At 69.0% G+C, this 22,879-nt stretch carries 19 protein-coding genes and 1 pseudogene; 6 read left to right on the top strand and 14 right to left on the bottom strand.

Going from position 1 to position 22,879, the window contains the following annotated elements; translation table 11 throughout:
* Window positions 1–219: 219 nt before the first annotated feature.
* From E3T37_RS05180 to E3T37_RS05150, 7 genes are all read right to left on the bottom strand, one after another.
* Window positions 220–1,230 carry an FHA domain-containing protein gene (locus E3T37_RS05180; protein WP_174776154.1) on the bottom strand — a complete coding sequence of 337 codons (1,011 nt, stop codon included), beginning with the start codon at window positions 1,228–1,230 and terminating at the stop codon, window positions 220–222.
* 2 nt (window positions 1,231–1,232) lie between these two features.
* A complete protein-coding gene (locus tag E3T37_RS05175; RefSeq protein WP_134365763.1) occupies window positions 1,233–1,436 on the bottom strand; it encodes a hypothetical protein in 204 nt (67 codons plus the stop codon).
* 273 nt (window positions 1,437–1,709) lie between these two features.
* Window positions 1,710–1,988 carry an HPr family phosphocarrier protein gene (locus E3T37_RS05170; protein ID WP_134365754.1) on the bottom strand — a complete coding sequence of 93 codons (279 nt, stop codon included), beginning with the start codon at window positions 1,986–1,988 and terminating at the stop codon, window positions 1,710–1,712.
* A gap of 101 nt (window positions 1,989–2,089) precedes the next feature.
* Window positions 2,090–3,775, bottom strand: coding sequence for a phosphoenolpyruvate--protein phosphotransferase (gene ptsP / locus E3T37_RS05165; RefSeq protein ID WP_134365753.1), 1,686 nt, complete (start codon window positions 3,773–3,775; stop codon window positions 2,090–2,092).
* A 46-nt stretch (window positions 3,776–3,821) separates the two neighbouring features.
* Entirely contained in the window at window positions 3,822–5,822 is a 2,001-nt protein-coding gene (locus tag E3T37_RS05160) for a fructose-specific PTS transporter subunit EIIC (RefSeq protein ID WP_134365752.1), read from the bottom strand.
* Window positions 5,819–6,790 carry a 1-phosphofructokinase family hexose kinase gene (locus E3T37_RS05155; protein ID WP_134365751.1) on the bottom strand — a complete coding sequence of 324 codons (972 nt, stop codon included), beginning with the start codon at window positions 6,788–6,790 and terminating at the stop codon, window positions 5,819–5,821. Before E3T37_RS05155 ends, E3T37_RS05160 begins: the two co-directional genes overlap by 4 nt.
* The gene (locus E3T37_RS05150; protein ID WP_134365750.1) at window positions 6,787–7,575 is read right to left on the bottom strand and encodes a DeoR/GlpR family DNA-binding transcription regulator; all 789 of its coding nucleotides are present in this window, start codon (window positions 7,573–7,575) and stop codon (window positions 6,787–6,789) included. The genes E3T37_RS05155 and E3T37_RS05150 overlap by 4 nt, the downstream gene beginning before the upstream one ends.
* A 216-nt stretch (window positions 7,576–7,791) precedes the next feature.
* Here E3T37_RS05150 and E3T37_RS05145 point away from each other — a divergent pair, with 216 nt between their 5' ends.
* Both E3T37_RS05145 and E3T37_RS05140 read left to right on the top strand, forming a co-directional pair.
* Window positions 7,792–9,018: an exonuclease SbcCD subunit D gene (locus E3T37_RS05145; RefSeq protein WP_134365749.1), complete on the top strand. Its 1,227-nt coding sequence runs from the start codon at window positions 7,792–7,794 to the stop codon at window positions 9,016–9,018.
* On the top strand, window positions 9,015–12,074 hold the full coding sequence (locus E3T37_RS05140; RefSeq protein WP_134365748.1) for an AAA family ATPase: 3,060 nt from the start codon (window positions 9,015–9,017) through the stop codon (window positions 12,072–12,074). Before E3T37_RS05145 ends, E3T37_RS05140 begins: the two co-directional genes overlap by 4 nt.
* Before the next feature lie 29 nt (window positions 12,075–12,103).
* Here the strand turns inward: E3T37_RS05140 and E3T37_RS05135 are convergent, their stop codons facing one another.
* Both E3T37_RS05135 and E3T37_RS05130 read right to left on the bottom strand, forming a co-directional pair.
* Window positions 12,104–12,925 carry an HNH endonuclease family protein gene (locus E3T37_RS05135; RefSeq protein WP_241975806.1) on the bottom strand — a complete coding sequence of 274 codons (822 nt, stop codon included), beginning with the start codon at window positions 12,923–12,925 and terminating at the stop codon, window positions 12,104–12,106.
* Between the two features lie 95 nt (window positions 12,926–13,020).
* On the bottom strand, window positions 13,021–13,572 hold the full coding sequence (locus tag E3T37_RS05130) for a cupin domain-containing protein (RefSeq protein WP_134365747.1): 552 nt from the start codon (window positions 13,570–13,572) through the stop codon (window positions 13,021–13,023).
* 233 nt (window positions 13,573–13,805) lie between these two features.
* Here E3T37_RS05130 and E3T37_RS05125 point away from each other — a divergent pair, with 233 nt between their 5' ends.
* Together E3T37_RS05125 and E3T37_RS05120 are read left to right on the top strand one after the other, a co-directional pair.
* Window positions 13,806–14,840, top strand: coding sequence for a TerC family protein (locus E3T37_RS05125; RefSeq protein ID WP_134365746.1), 1,035 nt, complete (start codon window positions 13,806–13,808; stop codon window positions 14,838–14,840).
* Window positions 14,837–15,067, top strand: a pseudogene (locus E3T37_RS05120) (winged helix-turn-helix domain-containing protein); the annotation flags it as partial. The gene E3T37_RS05125 and the pseudogene E3T37_RS05120, both read left to right, overlap by 4 nt.
* 144 nt (window positions 15,068–15,211) lie before the next feature.
* On the opposite strand, the gene E3T37_RS05115 reads toward E3T37_RS05120, so the two are convergent.
* Window positions 15,212–15,901, bottom strand: a complete 690-nt coding sequence (locus tag E3T37_RS05115; protein ID WP_134365745.1) for a Pr6Pr family membrane protein — start codon at window positions 15,899–15,901, stop codon at window positions 15,212–15,214.
* A 70-nt stretch (window positions 15,902–15,971) separates the two neighbouring features.
* On the opposite strand from E3T37_RS05115, the gene E3T37_RS05110 reads away from it, so the two are divergent.
* Window positions 15,972–17,000 carry a TerC/Alx family metal homeostasis membrane protein gene (locus E3T37_RS05110; protein WP_134365744.1) on the top strand — a complete coding sequence of 343 codons (1,029 nt, stop codon included), beginning with the start codon at window positions 15,972–15,974 and terminating at the stop codon, window positions 16,998–17,000.
* Between the two features lie 29 nt (window positions 17,001–17,029).
* On the opposite strand, the gene E3T37_RS05105 is transcribed toward E3T37_RS05110, so the two are convergent.
* The 3 genes from E3T37_RS05105 to E3T37_RS05095 are packed head-to-tail and all read right to left on the bottom strand — an operon-like array spanning window position 17,030 to window position 19,299.
* Window positions 17,030–17,809, bottom strand: coding sequence for an amino acid ABC transporter ATP-binding protein (locus tag E3T37_RS05105; protein WP_134365743.1), 780 nt, complete (start codon window positions 17,807–17,809; stop codon window positions 17,030–17,032).
* Complete coding sequence (locus E3T37_RS05100; protein WP_134365742.1) at window positions 17,796–18,476, bottom strand: amino acid ABC transporter permease; 681 nt, start codon at window positions 18,474–18,476, stop codon at window positions 17,796–17,798. The genes E3T37_RS05105 and E3T37_RS05100 overlap by 14 nt, the downstream gene beginning before the upstream one ends.
* Window positions 18,477–18,501: 25 nt before the next feature.
* Window positions 18,502–19,299 (bottom strand): amino acid ABC transporter substrate-binding protein, encoded by a 798-nt coding sequence (locus tag E3T37_RS05095; RefSeq protein WP_304992453.1) that lies wholly within the window; start codon window positions 19,297–19,299, stop codon window positions 18,502–18,504.
* A 213-nt stretch (window positions 19,300–19,512) separates the two neighbouring features.
* On the opposite strand from E3T37_RS05095, the gene E3T37_RS05090 reads away from it, so the two are divergent.
* Complete coding sequence (locus E3T37_RS05090) at window positions 19,513–20,517, top strand: ADP-ribosylglycohydrolase family protein (protein ID WP_134365740.1); 1,005 nt, start codon at window positions 19,513–19,515, stop codon at window positions 20,515–20,517.
* A gap of 15 nt (window positions 20,518–20,532) precedes the next feature.
* Here the strand turns inward: E3T37_RS05090 and E3T37_RS05085 are convergent, their stop codons facing one another.
* Window positions 20,533–22,689 carry a RecQ family ATP-dependent DNA helicase gene (locus tag E3T37_RS05085; RefSeq protein ID WP_134365739.1) on the bottom strand — a complete coding sequence of 719 codons (2,157 nt, stop codon included), beginning with the start codon at window positions 22,687–22,689 and terminating at the stop codon, window positions 20,533–20,535.
* Window positions 22,690–22,879 lie beyond the last annotated feature (190 nt).

Here is a 22,879-nt window from a genome sequence, read left to right as displayed (position 1 = left end):
CTGCCTCGGCTGGCCTCGCGAGCCAGCCCCGCGCGTCTCCCGCACATCCCCCGCACGCGTGGGAGCCCCACGCCCTAACGAATTCGACGGAGATTTTGCCCAAATCGGTCCGGAACCGCCCGGATCCGGGTTTTTAGGGCAGTATCTCCGTCGAATTGGTTCGACGCAGGGCCCGGCCGCCGCGCGTCGAGACGGCGGCGCCGCCTCTGCCGAGAGACCTCAGATTTCGGAATCGTCGACCGGGGCGGCACCGGCGGGTGGCGCGGCATCCGCGGGCTGGGCGGACGCCGGCGGTTGGGGCGGGGTGCTGCGGCGGCTGGGCTGCGGCTTCTGGTACGACAGCTCACCGCCCAGGCGACCGCCGTAGGGGCGGCCGTGGTCGGCATATTCCTCCCGGAAGAACGCCATCCGCCACGGCCCCATTTCGATCCGAGCCCCGGTCCGCAGCACCTGCCCGGCGCCGGCCTGGTCCGGAGGGGACTCCCGCCGGACGCCGCCGGACACCTCGCCGAGCGGGTACAGGACGTATTCGTCGTTCTCATCGTGGCGGATCTCGGCGTGGAAAGGCTGGAGGCCCTGCAGCTGCAGGTCGGCATCCGGCGCCGAACCGATCGTGGTGGTGCCCGGCAGCAGGTCGAACTCGCGCGGCATCTGCCCGTTCCAGTTCTCGGAACCGACGACGAAGATCAGCCGGGGCCGGCCTGCCCCCGCCGCGTAGTGCGTCGTCGTGATCCTGCGCCGGATCCTGCGGTCGAAGGTGGGCACCAGCGGCAACAGAGTCGGCGGCGGGAGCGGGAACGACGGGGCATCCGCGGCTCCCGCGCTCCGTCGGCGCAGCAGGGGAACCAGGGCGGCCCGGCTGCCGAGTGCGATATGCGCTGAGCCGGTCAGCAGACGTTGAATGACCGGCGCGCGCACGGCGCCGAGACGGATGATCAAACCGTCCGGCCCCGACACGGAGACGGTCAGCCCCCGCTCGGCCAGGTCGGCGGCCAGGCCACGGATGTCTTTCAGCTTCGTCGTTCTGGCCCGCACGAAGAGTTCGGGCTTGCTCGAGAAGACCTCGACGTGCAGTCCGCGGGCGGTGATGGTGCCGTTCATCTGCTCGGCGGGCTCGGACGGCGCTGCGGGGCCGGCAGCCGGGGCGGCGCCGGGCTCCGGGGACGAGGCCGCACCCGGCCCCACCAGGGAGAACGCCAGGTCGATATCCAGGCGCGTGGAGGGACTCATCGCTACGGCGCGAGCGGTTCGGTGCCGGAGCCCTCACTGGTGGTGACTTGCAGCGTCCCGTTCAGCTTCCAGGTGGCGCGCGGGGCGTCCGGCCCGATGTCGCGCGGCACCTCGACGGTCATATCGATGAACTTGTAGTTGATCACGGCGCTCTTGCCGGTGAGATAGGACCACATCTCCTTGCCGAGGTCGGTCCAGTCCTTGATGTTGTGTGCGTCCGGGCCGGTGGCGGGGCCGGTGACGCTGGGGGCGGCTGCGGGGTTCTGGCTGTCAGTCACGGTTGGTTCCTTCTCGCTCGTCTGCAGGGAATCGGGCGGCCGCTCAGGGTCTCGTCCGCCGCGTGTACGGGCAACCCTAGTCAAGGGTGACCGCCGGGGGAAGACCCGCGCGTGACCTGTTCCGGCTGATGCCGAAACAAAAAAAGCACCCTCGTGGCGAGGGTGCTCTTTTCGGTTTCGTCGCGCCGGCGGCGCGGGGTGCTACTCGGCGTCGAGGTCCGTTTCCAGGATCTTCACGAGTGCTTCGAGCACCTCGTCGGATCCGTCGCCCTCGGCGCGAAGAACCACGACGTCGCCATTGGAGGCGCCCAGGCTCATCAGCGACAGGATGCTCGAGGCGTCCATGGCGTCTTCGGCCGGGTCGGTCTCCAGGCCGATCGTGACCTCAGTGGTCTGTTCGCCGACCGCGGCCGCGAAGATGGACGCGGGGCGGGCGTGCAGGCCAACGCGGCTCGCAATGGTGGCTTTACGTTCGGACATTCTTCCTCCTCATTGGTGCTCGGCGAGGGTAAGGCCCGCCGATGGTGATGCTCACAGTGTTGCTCTGTGTTCTGCTGCTGCGACGGATGGCCGGCGAGCGGTCAGAGTCCCAGCTCTTCCAGTATGGGCAATCCGGCGCGCACCCGCGTACGCGCCTCGTCGGCGTTGCGTGCCGAGAGTGCGAGTTCGGCGAGCCCCTGGGCCTCTTCGAGCGTCACGGACTTGAGCACGGCACCGACGGCTGACATCGAGCGGGATGTCATCGACAGGGTTGCGACGCCCAGTCCGACGAGCACCACGGCGAGCACGGGGTCGGCCGCGGCTTCGCCGCACACACCCACGGGCTTGTTGTGGCCTTCGGCGATCGACCCGGCGACGGTAAGCTGGATCAGCTGCAGCACGGCGGGCTGCCAGGGCGAGTTCAGCGCCGCGAGCGTGCCGAGCTGCCGGTCCGCGGCCATCGCGTACTGGGTCAGGTCGTTCGTGCCGAGGCTGACGAATTCGGCTTCGGTCAGGATGCTCGCCGAGCGGAGGGCCGCGGAGGGAACCTCCACCATGACGCCGGGGGTCTTCAGCCCGGCAACGCGGCACATGGCCGCGAAGTCGGCGGCCTCGTCGACCGTGGCGATCATCGGGGCCATCACCCAGACCACGGCGGAGGACGCCTCGGCGGCGGTCGCGATGGCCGTGAGCTGGCGCTTGAGCACGCCGGGGCTGGTCATGTCGGTGCGGTAGCCGCGAACGCCGAGCGACGGGTTGGGCTCCGTGCTGTCGGTGAGGAACGGCAGCGGCTTGTCGGCGCCGGCGTCGAGCGTGCGCACGACGACCTTCTTGCCGGGGAACGCGTCGAACACGCCCCGGTAGGCGACGACCTGCTCGTCGATGGTGGGTTCGGTGTCGCGTTCGAGGAAGCAGAACTCGGTGCGGAGCAGACCGACACCCTGCGCTCCGGCTTCAGCGGCCTTGACCGCGTCCGCGGCCCCGCCCACGTTGGCCAGGATGGGAACGAGGTGGCCGTCAGCGGTGGCACCGTTGCCGTCGAACACGGACAGGCTGGCCGCGACGTGCTCCCACGCCTCGACGGCCTTGCGCTGTTCGTCACCCGGACCGACCTGGAGGGTGCCGGCGGCCCCGTCCACATAGACCTCGGTGCCGTCGGCGAGGGCGTCGACGCCGACCGCCGCGACGACGGCCGGCAGGCCGAGGGCGCGCGCGATGATCGCGGTGTGCGACTGCGGTCCGCCGCCGCTGGTGACCAGTCCGAGGACCTTCTTCGGGTCCAGGGTCGCCGTGTCGGCGGGGGCCAGGTCTTCGGCAACGAGAATAAAGGGAACGTCCGAGTGGGGGATCCCGGGCGCGGTGACCCCGCGCAGTTCGGCGACGATCCGGGCTCGGACGTCAAGGACATCCGTGGCCCGTTCGGCCATGTAACCGCCGAGGTTGTGCAGCATCTCAGCGACGGATGCGCCGGACTCCCAGATGGCCCGTTCGGTAGACGTTCCGGTCGCGACTAATTTCACTGCGGCTTTAATCAGCATCGGGTCGGTGGCCATCAGCGCGGTGGCTTCGAGGACCGACTTGCTGGCACCCGTGGCGGCTTCGGCGCGGCGCTGCAGCTCGGCCTGCACCGTCTTGGCCGCGGCGCGTAATTCGCCGGTCGCCTCATCCGCCGATTTCGACGGATCCAGCCGGTCGCCAGCCGGGGGTTCGCTGATCGGTTTCGGCATTTGCCTGACGGATCCGATGATTCGGCCGGGGCTTACGCCGACGCCGGTGAAATTTTGCACGGTATAACCTCTATTCTCGCGCAGCGAAACTACTGCGCTCTTGATGCTACGCGTTGGTCAGTGCGGGCACGGTTGCATCCGTGGTGACCAGCGGTGTCCTGCGGGCGTAGCGCTTCAGAGCGATCACGAGCAGGGCCGCGACAACGGTTCCGATCGCGATGGCCAGGGCGAAGAGCGCGAAGCTGTCGATGGCGAAGAACACGAACACGCCACCGTGGGGAGCCTTCGAGGTGACACCCCAGGCCATCGAGAGAGCGCCTGTGACACCGGCGCCGACCATGCAGGCCGGGATCACGCGGAGCACGTCTGCTGCAGCGAACGGGATGGCGCCTTCGGAGATGAAGGACGCACCCAGCAGCCAGGCCGCCTTGCCGTTTTCCCGCTCAGCGACGCTGAACAGTCGGCGGTCGAGCACCGTGGCCAGAGCCATGGCGAGCGGCGGAACCATGCCGGCGGCCATGACCGCGGCCATGACCTGCCACGGCGCCTGGTTGGCCATGGTGGCCGTACCGAGGCCGGCGACGGCGAAGGCGTAGGCCACCTTGTTGACCGGGCCACCGAGGTCGAAGCCCATCATGAGGCCCAGGATCAGGCCGAGCAGGATGGCGGAGGCGCCGGTCATGCCGGACAGCCACTCGTTCAGCGCGGTGCTCAGCAGCGCGATGGGGCCACCGAGAACCAGGAACATCAGGCCCGAGGCGACGATCGACGCGACCAGCGGGATGATGACGACGGGCATCAGGCTGCGGAGCCAGCGCGGAACGTCGAGCTTCGCGAAGCTGGCGGCTGCGACACCGGCCAGCAGACCACCGGCGATGCCGCCGAGGAAGCCGGCACCCATGAACCCGGCAACGGCACCGGCGACGAAACCGGGGGCGATTCCGGGGCGGTCGGCGATCGCGTAGGCGATGTAACCGGCCAGGGCCGGAACCAGGAAGCCCATCGACAGGGCGCCGATCTTGAAGAAGACGGCTCCCAGGTAGGTGAGCATTCCGCCGTCAGGCAGGTTGAACAGACTGTTCTGCAGCGTCACCGTGTCGGCGACCTTGGTGATCTCGTAGCCTCCGAGGAGGAAGCCGAGTGCGATCAGCAGGCCTCCACCGGCGACGAACGGGATCATGTAGCTGACACCGGTGAGCAGGGCGCGCTTGACCTTCTGGCCGAAGTGCTCGTTGGTCTCCTCGGCCTCGGCCGCACCGACGGTGCCGCCGACGCGGCGGGCATTGGGGTTCTGTGCCGCGGCCAGCGCATCCTGGATGAGCTTGGCCGGTTCGTCGATGCCGCGCTTCACGGGCACCTGGATGACGGGCTTGCCGGCGAAACGCTCGCGACCGCGAACGTCCACGTCGACCGCGAAGATGACGGCATCGGCCGCGGCGATCACGGACGCGTCAAGCATCGTGAGGCCGGCGGAACCCTGCGTCTCGACCTGCATGTCCACGCCGGCGGCCTTGGCCGCGGCGGCGAGGGACTCGGCAGCCATGTAGGTGTGCGCGATGCCGGTCGGGCAGGCGGTGACGGCGACGAGGCGCTTGACCCCGGTGGCCGCGGACGGCGTGCTGCCCACGTTTGCGGACGCGCCGACGGTGACTCCGACGGGGGCGACGACGTTGGTGACCAGCTCGACGATCTCGGCCTGCGTCTTCGCCGCGCGCAGTGCGGCGGTGAAGTCGGCCTTCATCAGCGAGCGAGCCAGCTTGGCCAGGATTTTAAGGTGGTCCTGGTCGGCTCCCGCGGGGGCTGCGATCAGGAAGACGAGGTCGGCGGGGCCGTCCTTGGCGCCGAAGTCGACCGGGGAGGTCAACCGGGCCAGGGCCAGCGTCGGCTCGGAAACGGCCTCTGAGCGGCAATGAGGAATTGCGATGCCGCCCGGAATCCCGGTGGCGGTCTTCGCTTCGCGGGCGAGGGCATCCGCGTAGAGGCCCTCAATCTCGGTGGCTCGGCCGGCGCCGACGACGAGCTCGGCAAGATGCCGGATTACGCTCGAGGGCGCGGCTCCGAGATTCTTATCCAGAGCAACGAGCTCCGGCGTGATCAGTGCACTCACTGGACATCCTCCTTTGGATGGGTAACAAGCGTCGTCACGGTGACGTCGCCCGGTTTGGTTTGGTTCAGTGCCGGAACGGTTGATCCGGGCAAAGACGCGGCGGCTGCCCCATGGGCGGCTGCCTGACGAAGGGAGTCGGGGGCGGGTTCCCCGGCGCTGGTGCTGAGCAGGTATCCGGCGAGGGACGAGTCCCCGGCGCCGACCGTGCTGACCGCCACCATCGGCGGGGTCTGGGCCAGCCAGGCCCCATCGGCGGTCACCAGCACGGCACCCTTGGAACCGAGGGTGGCCAGCACGGCGCCGACCCCGCCGGCGACGAGGCGCTGCGCGGCCCGGGCCACGAGTTCGGGGTTGCCCTCGAGGCTGTCCGGGTCGGGGATGCCGGTGAGCTCGGCGAGCTCCTCCGCATTGGGCTTGATCAGGTCAGGGCCGGCGGTCACGGCGGCGGCCAGCGGCGCTCCCGAGGAGTCGACGGCCACCTTCGGGGCGCTCGTGCCGAAGCGGGTGCGCAGCTCGCGGGTGATCCTGGCGTAGAAGTCCACCGGCACCCCGGGCGGCAGGGAGCCGGCCAGGACCAGCCAGCTGGCCCCTTCGGCCTTCTCCAGCACGAGCTCGATCAGGGCGGCCTGCTGGGCGGGGGTCAGGACCGGCCCGGGCACGTTGACCTTGGTGGTGGTGCCGTCGGGCTCGGTGATGGCCACGTTGCTGCGGATCGTGGCGCCGATCGGCATTCCGAGGTGCGGGACACCGTCGGCGCGCAGGGCGACCAGGACCGGGTCCATATCGTCGCCCGGCAGGATGGCGAGGCTCAGGATGCCGGATGCCTCGAGTGCGCGAACGATGTTCACGCCCTTGCCGCCCGGTTCCTCGTGGGAGGAGCCGGCGCGTTGCACCTCGCCGCGCGCCAGGGGCCCGCTCAGCTCGATCGTGCGATCCAGGCTTGGATTAGGGGTAAGCGTGATGATCACGCGATCACAACCTCAACGTCGGCCGCGGCCAGGGCTGCGGCAAGTTCGAATGATGGGGAGGCGTCCGTGATCAGCACGTCGATTTCACCCAGGGCGGCGAAGCGCATCAGGGTTTCCTTGTCGAGCTTGGAGGAATCGGCCAGCGCGACAACGCGGCGGGCCGAACGGACGATGGCTGTTTTCACTGCGGCCTCGACGGCATCCGGGGTGCTGAATCCGAAATCGGAGTGCACGCCGTTGGCGCCGATGAAGGCGATGTCGGGCCGCAGGGCGTCGAGCTGGGCGATGGTGCTGGGGCCGACGACGGCGCGGGTGAGGCCGCGCACGCGGCCGCCGAGGATATAGAGCTGGATGTCGTCGTTCAAGGCGAGCTTGGTGGCGATGGGGACCGCGTTGGTGATGACGAGCAGTTCGTCGTCCAGTTCGGCCGGGGCCCAGTCGACCAGGAGGTCGGCGAGGAGTTCGGTGGTCGTACCGGCGTCGAGCAGGATCGACCCGGTCTGGCTGGCCGGGATCAGCGCGAGGGCTGCGGCCGCGATCCGCATCTTCTCATCATGGTGCTGGGTCCGGCGCTCTTCGAGGCTCGGCTCCGACATGCTCTGCCGGTCGAGGGCCACGGCACCGCCGTGAACGCGGCGCAACTGGCGGGCGCCCTCCAGGGTGGTCAGGTCTCGGCGCACCGTTTCGGGGGTGATGTCGAAGCGGGTGGCCAGCTCGCTGACCGTGACCCGGCTCGAACTGGACACCAGATCGGCGATCAGGGCCTGGCGCTCTTCAGCGAACATTTGTCCTCCTCGACGATGTATGAAACGGTTGTGGCGGGGACCACGGGACTTCAATGGCTCTACCGTACCTGTGTTTGTTTTTGCTTGTCAAGCAAAACGCAGATAAACAAAGAAGTGGCTGTCCCGGGGCGATTTTCGCCTGCCGCCTGCACGGCGATGGGCCCCGGATCGGCAGGCGTGCGGCCGGTGTCAGTGGTCGGCACTACCGTGAAGAGCATGAAGATCCTGCACACTTCTGACTGGCACATCGGGCGAACCTTCCACACGCATTCGACCCTGGGGCACCTGCGTCAGGTCCTCGACGCCCTGGTCCAGGCCGTGCGGGACCACCGGATCGATGTGGTTGCCGTCGCCGGCGACATCTTCGACTCGGCGATGCCCTCCGCCGACAGCTACACCCTGCTCGCGGCGGCGCTCCGCGAGATCCGGGAGGCCGGCGCCCAGGTGGTCATGACCAGCGGAAACCACGATTCGGCGACCCGGCTGGGCTTCCAATCCGAGTGGGCCCGGCTGGCCGGCATCCACGTGGTGACCCGGCCGGAACAATTCCTCGAGCCCGTCACCCTGCAGGACGAGCATGGCCCCGTGCACTTCTACGGCATCCCTTACCTCGAGCCGGCGTTGATCCGACACCTCTACCCGGACGAGACGCTCAAGACGCACGAGCAGGTGCTCACCTTCGTGATGCGCCGCATCCGCGCCGACCTCGCCGTGCGGGGCGGCCGCTCGGTCGTCCTCAGCCACTGTTTCGCGGCCGGAGTCGCGGTAGCCGAGGCGACCGACGTCGAGCGCGACATCACCGCCGGCGGGCTCGACCTCGTGCCGGTCTCGGTGTTTACCAACCCGGTATTCATTAACGACGGATTCATAAATGACGGCGCGAAGTCCGTCGGTCCCGACTACGTCGCCCTCGGCCACATCCACGGCCGGGCCGTCCTCAACGACCGGGTGCGCTACTCGGGAGCACCACTGCACTACTCGTTCTCCGAGGCCGGCAAGCCCCGCGGCGGCTGGCTGGTCGACCTCGGGCCCGGTGACGGGCGCGGCGGCCACGAGGCGCAGATCGAGTGGGTCGACCTGCCCGTGCCCCGCCGCCTCAGCGTGCTCACCGGTGAGATCGACGCGTTGCTTACCGACGACTCGTTCGATGAGTTCACGGATGACTGGGTGTCGGCGATCCTGACCGACCAGGTTCGGCCCCTCGATGGAATGCGGCGACTGCAGAAGCGTTTCCCGCACTGCGTCACCCTCGAGCACCGGCCCTTCATCGTCGTGCAGTCAGAGGTCGCGACCTATGGGGAGCGCATCTATCGCCAGAACGACCACGAGATCGTGGCGGGATTTCTCGAGTTCGTGCGCAACGGGGTCGGCCAGACGGATTTCGAGCGTGATCTCGTCGCCGAAATCCTCGCCGCGAGAGACCTCCTGGAGGTGACGGAATGAAGATCAAGCGCTTGCGGATCGCCGGTTTCGGTCCCTACAAGAACGAACAGGTGATCGACTTCCAGCGGTTCGATGCCGACGGAATATTCCTGATCAGCGGAAAAACAGGGGCGGGCAAGTCCAGCATCCTCGACGCGGTCTGCTTCGCCCTGTACGCCAGCGTGCCGCGCTATGAGGGCACCGAATCCCAGCTGCGCAGCGACCATTGCGACCCCGACGACCTCACCTTCGTCGAGCTCGAATTCGGCCTGAACGGCCAGAATTACCGCATCTACCGCACGCCCCGATACGAGAAGAACAAAAAGCGCGGGGTGGGCACCACCATGTCGCAGCCCGACGCCCGCCTCGACGTGTTCGACCGCGTTGGTGACAGCGGTGCTGCTGACGGTGCTGCTGACGGTGCCGGCTGGCGCAGCATCGCCACCCGCCCCGTCGACGTCGGACATGAGCTGGCGCGGATCCTTCCCCTCAAGCAGGACCAGTTCCTGCAGGTCATCCTGCTGGCCCAGAACCGGTTCCAGCGGTTCCTCCTGGCCAAGACGGACGACCGCCGTGCCGTGCTCCGCACACTCTTCGGCACGGCACGCTTTGAGAGAGTGGAGACGGACCTCCAGGGCCGGCGCAAGCTGCTCGGCGACGCTCTGGAATCGGTGCGGCAACGGCTGGCCGGGCTTTCCGGCACCGCGGCGCGGCAGCTCCAACGTGAGGACGTGCCGCAGAACCCCGACCGCGACTGGTTCGACGCCGCCCGGGACGAACTCGGCGCCCTGCACCGGGCCGCCGCCGTGACGGCAGACCGATCTGCGGCTGCACTCGCCGCCGCGACGGCTCACCACCAGGCGCAGGGCGACCTGCGCAAACGACAGGATCGCCGGGACGGTGCCCTGTCGTCCCTCACTCTGCTGCATGAACGCGAGCCCGGGGTGGCCTCAGACCGGGGCGCCGTGCAATCCGCGAACCGGGCGGCAAAGGTCTGGCCTCAGCTCCTGGCCCTGCAGGCCGCCGATGACGCCCGTGATCTCGCCCTGGCCGCGGAGCGGGCCGCACGTCAGGCCTGGCAACCGTTCCAGGACGACCCGGACACGGCCGGGGATTCCCCGGCTCCGGGCGGCGCGCCCATCCCGGCCGATCGGGTCGCCGCCTCCACGCGGAAGAGCCTCGGCACCACGATCGAAGTCCTTCTCGGTCAACTGGGCTCGCTGGACGACGTCGTCCTCGCTGAACAACGACTGCCGGGGCTCGACGGTGACCTCGCCGACCTGGCGGCTCGGCTCGGCCGCCACACGGCGGCCGTCTATGCGACGCAGGAGCAACTCGACCTGCTGCCCGACCGGCTCGACGGGATCGACCGGGAACTGGCCGCTGCGGTTCGGACGGCAGCACGCGAACCGGAGGCCCGTGCACTCGTGCAGGCTGCGCTCGCCGCCCAGACCGCGGCGGAAGAGGTGCGAGCCCTTGACGCCGATCTCGCGGCTGCCCTGGTGGCCGACGCCGCCACCGCCCGGGAGAACACCGAGGCCGCGGTGCACTATCAGGACCTCGGTGATCGGCGACTGGCCGGTCATGCCGCGGAGTTGGCCCTGCAGCTCGTCGACGGGGCGCCCTGCGTCGTCTGCGGCTCGAGCGTGCATCCCGTCCCCGCCGTCGGCGACGGCGAACCGGTCACCGAGCGCGACCTCGAGGCCGCTCGTGCGCGGATGGCGCTGGCCCAGGCCGGGCTCGACCGCAGCCACGCCCGAATCGGTTCGGTCACCACTGCTCTCGCGCTGGCCGGAATCCGTGCCGGCGAAGGGAGCGCCCACGAACTGGCCGCCGTCATCATCACGGCTGAGGCGGCGCTGGCCGAAGCCGAGGCCGCGGCCGAACGCGCCGAGAGCCTGGGCCGCGACAAGAGCCGGCTGCGGGCCGACCTCGAGGAGGCGGGGCGGTCACTGGCGGACCTGCGACTCGCCCGTGACGAGGCGGCCACGACCCTGGCCGAGCGCCGCAGCCAGCGCCTGGCCATCGACGAGCGGGTCGAAGCCCATCGCGGCGACTTCGCATCCGTCACGCACCGGGCACTGGCCCTGCGCGCCCGACTCGACGCCGCGCGCACCCTGGACGAGGCCCTGGCCCGCAGCCTCGAACGGGACAACGCACGGAAGTCAGCTCTCAACGTCGTACACGCGCAGCTGGCGCAGGAAGGTTTCACCGACCAGGCGGCCGCGGTCACCGCTCGCCTGGACGAGGCCGCCATTGCGACGTTGGAGGCGGCGATCCGGCGCCACGACGACGAGCTGGCGGCGTCGCGCGCCGTGCTCGCCGAGCCGGAGATCGTCGGCCTCCCCGACGGCCGGACCGATCTGGAACCGTCCCGCATCGCCCTCGCGGCCGCCGCCGACGCCCGAGACGAGGCCGTGGCCGCCCGCGGGTCGCTGGACGAGCGGGTGGCCGTCATGGCCGGGCTGGTCGCGGACGCCGCGGCGCACTTCGACGCCGGGGCCGAGCTCCTCGCCACCCACACGCGGGTCCGCGAGCTGGCTGCCGCGGTGCACGGGGATGAACCGAACACCAAACGGATGCGCCTGGAGACCTACGTCCTCGCCGCGCAGCTCGAGGAGATCATCGCGGCGGCCAACAACCGGTTGCGCACCATGACCGGCGGCCGTTACTGCCTCGAGCACGATGATTCGCTGCAGTACCGGGGCAACCAGTCCGGCCTCGGGCTGATGATCCGCGACGCGCACACCGGGCGAGCCCGGCCCACCCACTCGCTCTCCGGGGGTGAGACCTTCCTCGCCTCGCTCGCGCTGGCCCTGGGTCTGGCCGAGGTGGTGTCGAACCAGGCCGGCGGCATCGCCCTGGACACCCTTTTCGTCGACGAAGGGTTCGGTTCCCTCGACAGCGCCACGCTGGAGACGGCCATGAGCACCCTGGACGGGCTCCGCGCCGGTGGCCGTACCATCGGCCTGATCAGCCACGTCGACTCGATGAAGGAGCAGATCCCGGCCAAGCTGGTCATCACCGTCACCGATCAGGGTTACAGCGAGATCGACGACGGTCTCGTGCCGGTGTAGTCAGTGTCAAGCGTGAGCCGGGGCCGGGGTCAGAACGCGGGCGCGGGCGTGTCGGCGTAGGCCTGCTGGTCGGGGCAGGCCGCGAGCACGCGCGCCATCGCGTCATGTTCGGCCGGGGCCACCCACAGGCCATAGGCGGCCTTGACCGAAATCTGCCGGGCGACGTATTCGCAGCGAAAGGACGAGGCTGCGGGCAGCCAGGTGGCGGCGTCGCCGTCACTCTTCTGTGAGTTGGAGGCGCCATCGGACGCGAGCAGGTTCACGGGATCGTTGGCCAGCGCGATCCGCTGGTCCTGCGTGAGCTGCTGGGCACCGGTCTGCCAGGCGTTCGACAGCGCCACCAGGTGGTCGATCTGCACGAGTGTCGAGGTCGTTTCGCCGCGCACGAAGGCCACGGTCCGACCGGTGTACGGCGCCAGGAGCTGGCCGCTCATGACCTTGCAGGGCCCGGACGTCACGATCACCGTGAGATCCCGCGCGAGGATGTCGTTGCGGGTGTCGCAGCCGTTTCGATCGACGTCCCGCCAGGCGGACCCGAACTCCCCGGTGCGGTCGTAGCCCGTCTTCGCGGCCTTTCCCTTCACCGGCAGGGTGGCGAGCAACGCCGAGGCGGAGCCGGCGGGGGAGGCCGCCGCCGAGGCCCCGGGTGAAGCCGCAGTGGCCTCGGGAGTGGCCACGGCCGAGGCGGCGGGCGACGCCGAGCTCGCGGCCGGGGCGCCCGGGTTCCCGGTGTTCCCGGCTGCGATCGCCAGCGCGAGAATCAGCAGGGGCAGGGCCACGAGCACGGTCAGGCCCGGCCGCAGCCGCGAACGCCGTCGGGCCCGGCCGACGTGGTGCAGCGAGTTTCGCACGGTTCCCCCAGGGTCGGCTTTCGACCCTACCGGTAGCGATAATGACCGGATGACCACGCGCCTCACCCAGCACAGGATGAAGCGCGGGCACTCGACTACTCGGTGTCGGCGCTCGTCTTGCCGATGCTTGCCTTCCCGGCGGTCGTCTTTCGAGAAGTCGTCTGTCGAGAAGTCGCCTTTCGAGCAGTCGTCTTCCCGGCGGTCGCTTTCCCGGCCGTTTTGTTCCCGGCCGACGTGCCCTTGGCGCGCGCGCGCTCCGTGGTCGTGCCGTCGAAGCTTTCCTCGGCGGACTCGGCGTCTTCCCTGGTCGCGTGCACGGTGCCGTCGGCATGCTGAGGCGGCCCGTACACAGTGACCAGCCGGAGCTTCTTGCCCCCGGTGTTCAACACGTTGTGCCGCGCCCCGGCGGGAACCACCATGCCCATGCTCCGACGGATTTCGGTGGTGATGCCGTCAATCCAGATCTCTCCCCGGCCTTTCTCGACGAGGAAGAACTGGTCCCGGTCATCGTGCACCTCCTCGCCGATGTCTTCGCCGGGCTTGAGTGACATCACCACCAGCTGCAGCCCGCTGCCGGTGTAGAGAACGCGGCGAAAATCCGAATTCTGACCGGCAAGATCCTTGATGTCCTGAACGAAACCCTTCATGGGCGACCTCCCTGTTTGAACGCACCATAGTCGCCGAGCCGGGGCCTTTCAACGTCGTTTGATGCCGTTGCTTGATCCAACAGGTGAAGCATGCTTCACTAGTTGCAGGAGGGGAGTAATCCTCAGCGTGTGGTCGTCACTACGGTTTCGTGATCGAAACCCGGCCGCACGGGCCACCGCGGCCGGACGAGACCTCCAGTTGGCGCACCTGACTGGAAGGCATCACTCTCCCCATGGACGTTTCTCTCTCCGCCTGGCTGGGCGTCTTCGGCATCATCCTAGCGATGCTCGCCATCGACCTGTTCGCCCATCGCAAGGCGCACGTGATCCGGGTGCGGGAAGCCGCAGCCTGGTCCGTCGTCTGGGTGCTGATCGGTATCGGCTTCGGGCTGGTGGTCTGGATCACCGCCGGAGCCGAATTCGGTCAGCAATACTTCGCCGGCTACCTGATCGAGAAATCCCTCGCGGTGGACAACGTCTTCGTCTGGGCGATCATCTTCGCGGCCTTCGCGGTGCCGCGGGAATACCGGCACCGAGTGCTGTTCCTCGGCGTGGTGGGCGCCCTCGTGCTACGCGGCGGCTTCATCGCCGCCGGCGCCGTGCTGATCGAGAACTTCTCCTGGATCCTGTACGTCTTCGCCGCGTTCCTGATCTACACCGGCTACCGCATGATCAAGACGCGCGCCGAACAAGCACATCCGGAGAAGTCGCCGGTGCTGCGTCTCTTCCGCCGCTTCATCCCGATGACCAACGCCTTCCATGGCCAGCGCTTCCTCGTGCGCAAGAACGGCATCCTGCTCGCGACGCCGCTGCTGGCCGTCCTCGTGCTCGTCGAGGTGACGGATGTCGTGTTCGCCGTGGACTCCATCCCCGCCATCTTCGCGGTCACCAACGAACCGTTCATCGTCTTCACAGCCAACGCGTTCGCGATCCTCGGGCTCCGCGCCATGTACTTCCTGCTCGCGGACCTCATGCACCGCTTCGTCTACCTGAAGATCGGCCTCGCCCTGGTGCTGGTCTGGGTGGGTGTCAAGATGCTGCTGCTCGACGTCTTCTACATCCCCACGACGGTATCGCTGGCCGTGATCGTGGCGATCCTCCTGGTGTCGATCCTGCTGAGTCTGCGGGCCACGCGGGGACAGGGCCGCCGCAGCGTCGAGGCGGTTCCGGCCGGGGCATTCCGGCTGGCCACTCCGGACGAACTGGCCGAACTCGAGCCGGTCTGGTGGATCCGACCGAGAAGAACCGAAAGTGAGACGAGACGATGACACAGATCCCGGCCCGGTCTCCGTCCCCTGCCCCGTCACTGTCCCCGGCGGACCGCCGGCCTCCCCCCGACACACGGTGGACGTTCCTGACTCACCACGCGCACCTGCTCCTCGCCATCGCGGCGAACCCCGATGCCCGGGTGCAGGAGCTCGCGGACACGGTGGGGGTGTCGTCCCGGGCGGCACTGAGCATCCTGGCCGACCTGGTCGAGGCCGGGTACATCCGGCGTGAACGGGTCGGGCGGCGCAACCACTACAGCATCGAGCGGAACCGGCCGTTCCGGCATCCATCGACCGCGGCGCACAGCGTGGACGAGATGATCGCGGTGTTCGGCACGTTCGCGCCCGCCGAACGGACTCAGTTGAGCCGATCAGGCCGTGGTGTCGGCCCGGAACGCAGGGGAACGGAACCGGCTCTCGGCGATCGCGGCCGCGGCGAGAGCGGTGATGAAGGCCGCGATGCCGAGCACGTAGAGCGCCACCGCGAGGTAGCCGCCCGGCTGGCCTGGGTCGAGGAAGGGGTAGGTGTAGAAGCCGGTCAGGTTGCCCCGCACCACGGCGTAGGCCACCCAGGCCAGCGGATAGATCAGGGCCAGACCGAGGCGCTTCCAGGCCAGGGCGGGGCGCCCCGGGGAGAGTATCCAGTCCAGCGCGATGAAGATCGGCGCCCAGACGTGCAGCACCTCGTTGGGCCAGGCGATCCCGGTGAACCCGTCGGAGACGACGTTGCGCAACAGAGCGTTGTACACGGCGCCGGTGACCACCGCGTAGGTGAGCACCGACATCCGTACTCCGGTCAGGAGCTGGGGATCCAGCCTTCGGCGCAGGGCGAGGGAACCGCCCACGAGGAGCACGACGACGTTCATCAGGCTGGACTGGATGGTGAAATAGCCGAAGTACTCGGTGGCCACGAAGGCATCGTTCCAGAGCTGGTCCGTGACCTGCGTGGCAATGCTCGCGAGAAGCAGCAGGCCCATGCCGATCCGCAGCAGACCGGCGAGGCGCCGGAAGGGGGCGGGCGATGTTGAGTCGGAGACCACCGGAGAAATCGCTGTTGACATCACTGAAGAAGAATAATGCCGCCGAGATGGGGAAAAAATTCTCACCGGGGATACGACAGGAAGGTCACCATTGCTGGAAGTAACCGCGCTCCGCTGGGCGCTCACCATCGCAGTCATTCTGGTTCTGCTCGCGCTGGACCTGGGCCTGGCCATCGCTCGGCCGCACGTTGTCAGGTTTCGGGAGGCCGCACTCTCGTCCGTGCTGTACATCGCGGTCGCGATCCTGTTCGGCCTCGTTTTCGCGGCGCAGGTGGGCTGGGGCTTCGGCGCTGAATACTTCGCCGGTTACATCGTTGAGAAGAGCCTGTCCATCGACAACCTCTTCGTATTCGTGATCATCATGTCGACCTTCGCCGTCCCGGAAAAATACCAGCAGAAGGTTCTTATCTTCGGGATCGTGCTGGCACTCATTTTGCGGGCGATCTTCATCGCCTTGGGCGCCGCACTGCTCTCGCTGTTCTCATTCATGTTCCTGATCTTCGGTCTGGTATTGATCTTCACGGCCGTACAGCTGTACCGGCACCGCAATGTCGACCCCGACGTGCAGGACAACGTGCTGGTCCGGGTGGCCCGCCGGGGCCTGACCGTCACCGACGACTATGACGGCGGAAGGATGTTCTCGCGAAGCGCTGGCCGCCGAGCGGTGACACCGCTGTTCATCGTGCTGATAGCCATTGGCAGCACCGACCTGTTGTTCGCACTCGACTCGATCCCGGCGATCTTCGGAATCACCGACGAGGCCTACATCGTCTTCACGGCCAACGCCTTCGCACTGCTCGGGCTCCGGGCGCTGTTCTTCCTCGTCAAGGGGCTCCTCGACCGGCTGGTCTACCTGTCGACGGGCCTGTCCCTCATCCTGGCCTTCATCGGTGTGAAACTCGTTCTGCACTGGGGACACGGCCTGGACGCCCGCGTGCCGGAGATCAGCACGAACCTCAGCCTGATCGTCATCGGTGTGGTCTTGACCGTGACCACGGTTGCGAGCCTGATCAAGACGCGGCAGGATCCCACGGCGCGGGCTCATGCCGGCTCACTCCGGGCAGCGGATCAGACCGTCGCGGAACCAGCGAATAAGCACGACCCCGAGCACCAGAGCTAGCGGGCGGATTTCAGACGCCGGCCGGTGGTCTAGAACGGGAACAACAGCCGGTGCAGGAACTGGCGGGTGCGTTCCTCTTTCGGCTCGCGAAGAACCTGCTTCGGATCGCCGTGCTCGACAACGGTGCCGCCGTCGACGAACGCCACCTCGGTGGCTACCTCGCGGGCGAATTCGAGCTCGTGAGTGACGATCACCATGCTCCAGCCCTCCACCGCCAGCTCCTTGATCAGGCGCAGCACGTCGCCGACGAGTTCGGGGTCCAGCGACGAGGTGGGCTCGTCGAAGAGCAGCAGCTGCGGTCGCAGCGCGAGCGCGCGTACGATCCCGACGCGCTGTTGCTGGCCGCCGGAGAGTTCGAACGGGTAGCTGTCCGTCTTGTCGCCGAGGCCCACGCGCTCGAGCAGGGCGATTGCCTCGGCCGTCACCTCGGCCTTCGGCCGCCGCTGCACCACGACGGGCCCCTCGAGCACGTTTTCCAGCACGGTCTTGTGCGGGAACAGGTTGTAGTGCTGGAAGACCATGGCCGAGCGGTCCCGCAACGCCGTGAGCTGCTTCTTCGTCGGGGGCGGGTCGAACGAGACGGACACCTCGCCACCCACATCGATCGTGCCGCCGTCGGCCAGCTCGAGGCCGTTCAGGCAGCGCAGGATGGTCGTTTTCCCCGAACCGGACGGGCCGATCAGGGCGAGCACCTGGCCGCGCCCGACCGTGAGGTCGATCGATTCGAGCACCCGGTTCGTGCCGAAGTTCTTCCGCAGGCCGCGCACCCGCAGCAGGGCGTCGGGAACGGGCTGGTCAGTGGGCGACATAGCGGTCCAATCGCTTCTCGAGGATGCTCTGCACCGACGACAGGGCCAGGCAGATCACCCAGTACACCAGTGCCGCTTCCAGGTACAACAGCATGAACTCCTGGCTGAACGCGGCCACCTCCTGGGCCTGGCGGAACAGCTCCGTGACCAGGATCAGGGAGGCCAGGGAGGTGTCCTTGACCAGGCTGATGAAGGTGTTCGACAGGGGAGGGACGGACACCCGGGCGGCCTGGGGCAGGATGATCCGGGTCAGCGCGCGCCGATGCGACATCCCGATCATGTATGCGGCCTCCCACTGTCCTTTCGGAACCGAGAGGATCGCCGCGCGGATCACTTCGGCCGCATACCCGCCCACGTTCAGCGAGAACGCGACCACCGCGCTCGGCCACGGGTCGATCAGGATGCCCAGCGACGGCAGGCCGTAGAAGATCACGAACAGCTGCACCAGCAGGGGCGTTCCGCGAATGATGGAGATGTAGACGCGGGCGATGCCGGACACCCAGCGGCGCCGGGATAGGCGCATCAGGGCCAGCCCGAGGGCCAGCGAGAGCCCGATCGCGAAGGATGCCAGGGCCAGCGGGATGGTTCCCGTGACGGCTCCCTGCGCGATCGGTCCCAGGGAGGTCAAAAAAAGGTCCCAGGCGGACTGGGTCGCGGTCTCGTTCATCGGTACGCCTCGTCAGCCGAGGCGGTTACTTGGAGACGTCGGTCCCGAAGTACTTCTCGGAGATCTTCGCCAGGGTCCCGTCCGCGGTCAGCTCGGCCAGGGCCTTGTCCGCGGCGGTCTTAAGCGCCGTGCTGCCCTTGATGAAGGCCAATGCGGACTCGGACTTCTCGTCGGTGTTCGCGGCCACCTTGAGACCGGCGGCACCGGTCTGCTTCTTGTAGTCCAGGTAGGTCAGGTTGTCGTTCACGGTCGCGTCGACGCGGCCCTGCTCGACCAGTGCCACCGACTGGGCCCAGCCTTCGACGGCCTGCACGTTGGCGCCGCTCTCGGTGGCCAGGGTGTTCCAGTTGCTGGTCAGCGACTGCGCCGAGGTCTTGCCCGACAGGGTCTTGAAGGAGGTGATGGACGTGTTGTCGCTCTTGACCACGATCACGCCCGTCGAGTACGTGTACGGCGTGGAGAACTCGTACTTGGCGGTGCGCTCTTGGGTGATCGAGACCTGGTTGGCGATCACGTCGAAGCGGCCGGCCTCGAGGCCGGCGAAGATGCCGTCCCACTGGGTTTCCTCGAACTTGGCCTTGACGCCGAGCTTGCCGGCGACGGCTTCGACCACCTCGACGTCGAATCCGGTCAGCTTGCCCGACCCGTTCTCGTGGAACGTGAACGGGCGGTAGGTTCCCTCGGTGCCGACGGTGAGCGTGCCGGACTTCTGCACGGCCAAGAGGGACGTGTCCGCCCCGGCGGTCTTGTTGGAGTCAGTGTCCCCGCCGGTGGAGCAGCCGGCCAGCGAAACGGCGATCGCTGTGAAAAGGACTGCCGACATGATCTTGAGCTTCATTAGTTTCTGGCCTAACCGAGGTTTCGTCGTTCCGTTGCTGATCAGCAACGTCCGAAGACTAACAAGGTGTGCGCACCGGTCACTATTCCCATCCGACATGTCCCGTCACACAGGAGGGGACGCCGGGTCAATGGCCTTGCCCGCGATTTTGCGTGGTAATAGGCTGCGCGAGCCGTACTCAACCCGAAGGAGTCCGCCATGAAGCTCACCCCTGCCCAGCACGATCGTTCCGCCGGCGTGCTCCTCGGCCTGGCTTGCGGAGACGCGCTCGGTGCCGGCTACGAATTCGCAGGCCCCCTGCCCGACTCCACGCCCGTCAGTATGCGTGGGGGCGGCGGGTTCCACTGGGCGCCCGGCGAATGGACCGACTACACCGCCATGGCCGTGCCCCTGGCGCTCGCCGCGGCAGACGGCGGAGACCTGCGGGATGAGGCCGTACTCGACGGCGTGGCCGTCCAGTGGGTGGGCTGGGCGAAATCCGCCCCCTACGGTGGAATCCAGCTGGGGGCGGTGCTCTCGCGCAGCGAACCGACGGCAGCGGGGGTGCGCCGGATGGCCCGGGAACAGCACGAACGAAACGGGCGCAGCGCCGGCGCCGGCTCGCTCCCTCGCACCGCGGCGGTCGCCCTGGCCTACCTCGACGACCCGGGGGCGCTGGCCGATGCTGCCCGGCTGGTCAGTGAGTTGACGCACTGCGAGACGGATACCGGGGACGCCTGCGTGCTGTGGGGACTCGCCATCCGTCATGCGGTGATGGAGGGGGAGCTGGACCTGCGGGTCGGTCTTCCGCTGCTGCCGGCCGGTCGGCGCGCCGCCTGGGCGGCGCGGTTCGCCTACGCCGAAGAAAAGCGGCCGGCAGACTTCTCGAACAACGGCTGGGTGGTGCAGACGCTGCAGGGCGCCTGGTCGGCGATCACCCACACCCAGGGCACGGATGCCGGCCAGGTGCGCCGCGCCATCGAGGCCGCTGCGCGGGGCGGGGGCGAGACGGATGCCGTGGCGGCCACCGTCGGTGCGCTCGTGGCCGCGCGCTGGGGACTGGCGGAGGTGCCCACGTCCTGGCGTCGCCTGGTGCAGGGCTGGCCGGGGTTGCGCGGCGTTGATCTCGTGCGCCTGTCCATGCAGGCGGCACACCGGGGCGAGGCCGCGGACGCCGACGAGGTCGGTGAGCGGCGGGGCGTCAAGCTGCGGGCGCTGCGCTGACCCGGGGCGCCGGCATCAGGACGTGAGGGCGAGAGCGAACGGCAGCACCGCCGCGACGCCCTGCCGCCGCAGCAGGCGCCCGGCGACGGTCAGCGTCCAGCGGCTCCCGGCGATGTCGTCGACCAGCAGGATCGGCCGCCCGGCGAACGGGGCCAGCGCCTGGGCGAGATCGGGCCCCACACTGAAGCGGTCCCACACATTGGAGAGCCGGTAGGCGCTGTTGCCGCCCGGGGCGCCGGTCGGCCCCGTGCCCACGAGGTCGAGGGAACCGAGCCAGGGCAGCCGCCCGGCATCGGAGAGGGCGCGGGCCACCGAGTCGACGAGCACCGGATGCCGCCGGGACGGCAGGCTCACCACCGCCGCCGGCCGCTCCTCCCAGCCCCACTCGGCCAGCACGCGGATGCAGGCGGCGATCATGGCCTTGCTCGCCGGGGCATCCGTGGCCTGAGCGGCGAAGAGGTCGCGCAGGGGCCCGCCCCAGCCCAGGTCGGTCAGCCGGGCGAGGGCGCGCCCGGCCAGCAGACGCTCGTCGACCGGGATGTTGCCCCGCACGTTCACGCCCAGGCTGGCGACCCCGGTCGGCCACTGGGCGCGCGGCTCGAGGGCCACGCCGACCCGGTCGAGGGACTGGGCGGCGGCTGATGCCATGTCGGGCCGCACCTCGGCCGGGAACCAGGCCGCGGTGCAGTTGTCGCAGCGCCCGCAGGCGACGGCGGTGTCGTCGTCGAGGGCGCGCTGCAGGAACTCCATCCGGCAGCCGGTGGTGGTCTCGTATTCGATCATGGACTGCTGCTCGGCGACGCGGGCGGCGGCGATGCGCTCGTAGCGCTCCTGGTCGTAGAACCAGGGCTCGCCCGTGGCGACCCAGCCGCCCGTGACCCGGCGCACGGCGCCGTCCACGTCGAGCACCTTGAGCAGGAGTTCGAGCGGGCTCCTCTTCAGGTCGACGCGGGCTTCCAGCGCCGGGGTGGAGAGCGGGGCGCCGCCGTGCGCGGTCAACGCGGCGATCACGGCCTCCGCCTTGTTCTTGCTGGGCATCGAGGAGGTCGCGAAGTACTGCCAGATGTCCTGGTCTTCGACCCCGGGCAGCAGCAGCACATCGGCGTTCTCGGTGGCGCGGCCGGCGCGGCCGACCTGCTGGTAGTAGGCGACCGGGGAGGAGGGTGCGCCGAGGTGGAGGACGAAGCCGAGGTCCGGTTTGTCGAAGCCCATGCCGAGGGCGCTGGTGGCGACGAGGGCCTTCACCTCGTTGCGCTTGAGCATGCCCTCGGACTCCTCGCGTTCGGCCGTGTCCGTCTGGCCGGTGTAGGCGCGCACAGGGTGGCCGGCCTCCCGCAGCAGCCGGGCCGTGTCTTCGGCCGCCGACACGGTGAGGGTGTAGACGATGCCGCTGCCGGGCAGCTCGTCGATGTGGCTGAGCAGCCAGGCCAGGCGGGTGCGGGAGTCGGGCAGGCGCAGCACGCCCAGGCGCAGGGAGGCGCGGGCGAGCGGCCCGCGGATGGTGACCACCGCGGCGGAGGTGTCGGCTCCGGCGGAGGTGTCGGTGGCGGATCCGGTCGCCGCGCTGTCCAGCTGCGCCGCGACATCCGTCACCACCCGGCTGTTCGCGGTGGCCGTCGTCGCCAGGACCGGCACCCCGTCGGGCATCTGGGCGATCAGGTCGCGCAGGCGCCGGTAGTCGGGCCGGAAATCGTGGCCCCAGTCGGAGATGCAGTGGGCCTCGTCCACGACGAGCAGGCCGACCCGCTCCAGCAGCGCGGGGAGCTGCTCGTCACGGAACTTCGGGTTGTTCAGGCGCTCCGGAGAGACGAGGAGCACGTCGACCTCGTCGTTCTGCAGCTGCTGCCGTACCTCGGCCCACTCGTGCGGGTTGGACGAGTTGATCGAGACCGCGCGCACGCCGGCCCGGGCGGCCGCGGCCACCTGGTCGCGCATCAGGGCGAGCAGCGGCGACACCAGGATCGTCGGCCCGGCGCCCTGCCGGCGCAGCAGCAGCGTGGCGACGAAGTACACCGCCGACTTGCCCCACCCGGTGCGCTGCACGACCAGGGCGCGCCGGCGCTGGTCGACGAGGGTCTCGATCGCCTCGAACTGCCCCTCGTGGAAGTCGGCGTCATCGCGCCCGACCAGGGTGCGCAGGATATCGAGGGCGTCGGTGCGGGTGTCGGTCATCGGTCCAGCTTCGCAGGTGCGGGTGACAGGATGCCGGGTGACCTCTGGGTCACGGCCGGTCACCGGGCGCCGGGCCGCACTCGCGGCGCAGGTTGTGGCAGCGGGCGCAGGTTAGAACCTGCGCCGGCGGGCACAGGGTCCGCCGCGACGCTGCGGGCGGGCGCGGGCGCGGGCGCGGGCAGGGGCGGGA

Source organism: Cryobacterium sp. TMT2-10 (assembly GCF_004403075.1).
Lineage (GTDB): Bacteria > Actinomycetota > Actinomycetes > Actinomycetales > Microbacteriaceae > Cryobacterium > Cryobacterium shii.
This window is presented reverse-complemented; position numbering and strand designations above follow the sequence as displayed.

Bases quoted from the DNA above. Each gene is read 5' to 3' on its own strand.
- E3T37_RS05180 (WP_174776154.1), bottom strand. From the start codon at position 1,230: ATGAGTCCCTCCACGCGCCTGGATATCGACCTGGCGTTCTCCCTGGTG.
- E3T37_RS05170 (WP_134365754.1), bottom strand. From the start codon at position 1,988: ATGTCCGAACGTAAAGCCACCATTGCGAGCCGCGTTGGCCTGCACGCC.
- E3T37_RS05150 (WP_134365750.1), bottom strand. From the start codon at position 7,575: ATGTTCGCTGAAGAGCGCCAGGCCCTGATCGCCGATCTGGTGTCCAGT.
- E3T37_RS05145 (WP_134365749.1), top strand. From the start codon at position 7,792: ATGAAGATCCTGCACACTTCTGACTGGCACATCGGGCGAACCTTCCAC.
- E3T37_RS05140 (WP_134365748.1), top strand. From the start codon at position 9,015: ATGAAGATCAAGCGCTTGCGGATCGCCGGTTTCGGTCCCTACAAGAAC.
- E3T37_RS05130 (WP_134365747.1), bottom strand. From the start codon at position 13,572: ATGAAGGGTTTCGTTCAGGACATCAAGGATCTTGCCGGTCAGAATTCG.
- E3T37_RS05125 (WP_134365746.1), top strand. From the start codon at position 13,806: ATGGACGTTTCTCTCTCCGCCTGGCTGGGCGTCTTCGGCATCATCCTA.
- E3T37_RS05115 (WP_134365745.1), bottom strand. From the start codon at position 15,901: ATGTCAACAGCGATTTCTCCGGTGGTCTCCGACTCAACATCGCCCGCC.
- E3T37_RS05105 (WP_134365743.1), bottom strand. From the start codon at position 17,809: ATGTCGCCCACTGACCAGCCCGTTCCCGACGCCCTGCTGCGGGTGCGC.
- E3T37_RS05100 (WP_134365742.1), bottom strand. From the start codon at position 18,476: ATGAACGAGACCGCGACCCAGTCCGCCTGGGACCTTTTTTTGACCTCC.
- E3T37_RS05095 (WP_304992453.1), bottom strand. From the start codon at position 19,299: ATGTCGGCAGTCCTTTTCACAGCGATCGCCGTTTCGCTGGCCGGCTGC.
- E3T37_RS05090 (WP_134365740.1), top strand. From the start codon at position 19,513: ATGAAGCTCACCCCTGCCCAGCACGATCGTTCCGCCGGCGTGCTCCTC.
- E3T37_RS05085 (WP_134365739.1), bottom strand. From the start codon at position 22,689: ATGACCGACACCCGCACCGACGCCCTCGATATCCTGCGCACCCTGGTC.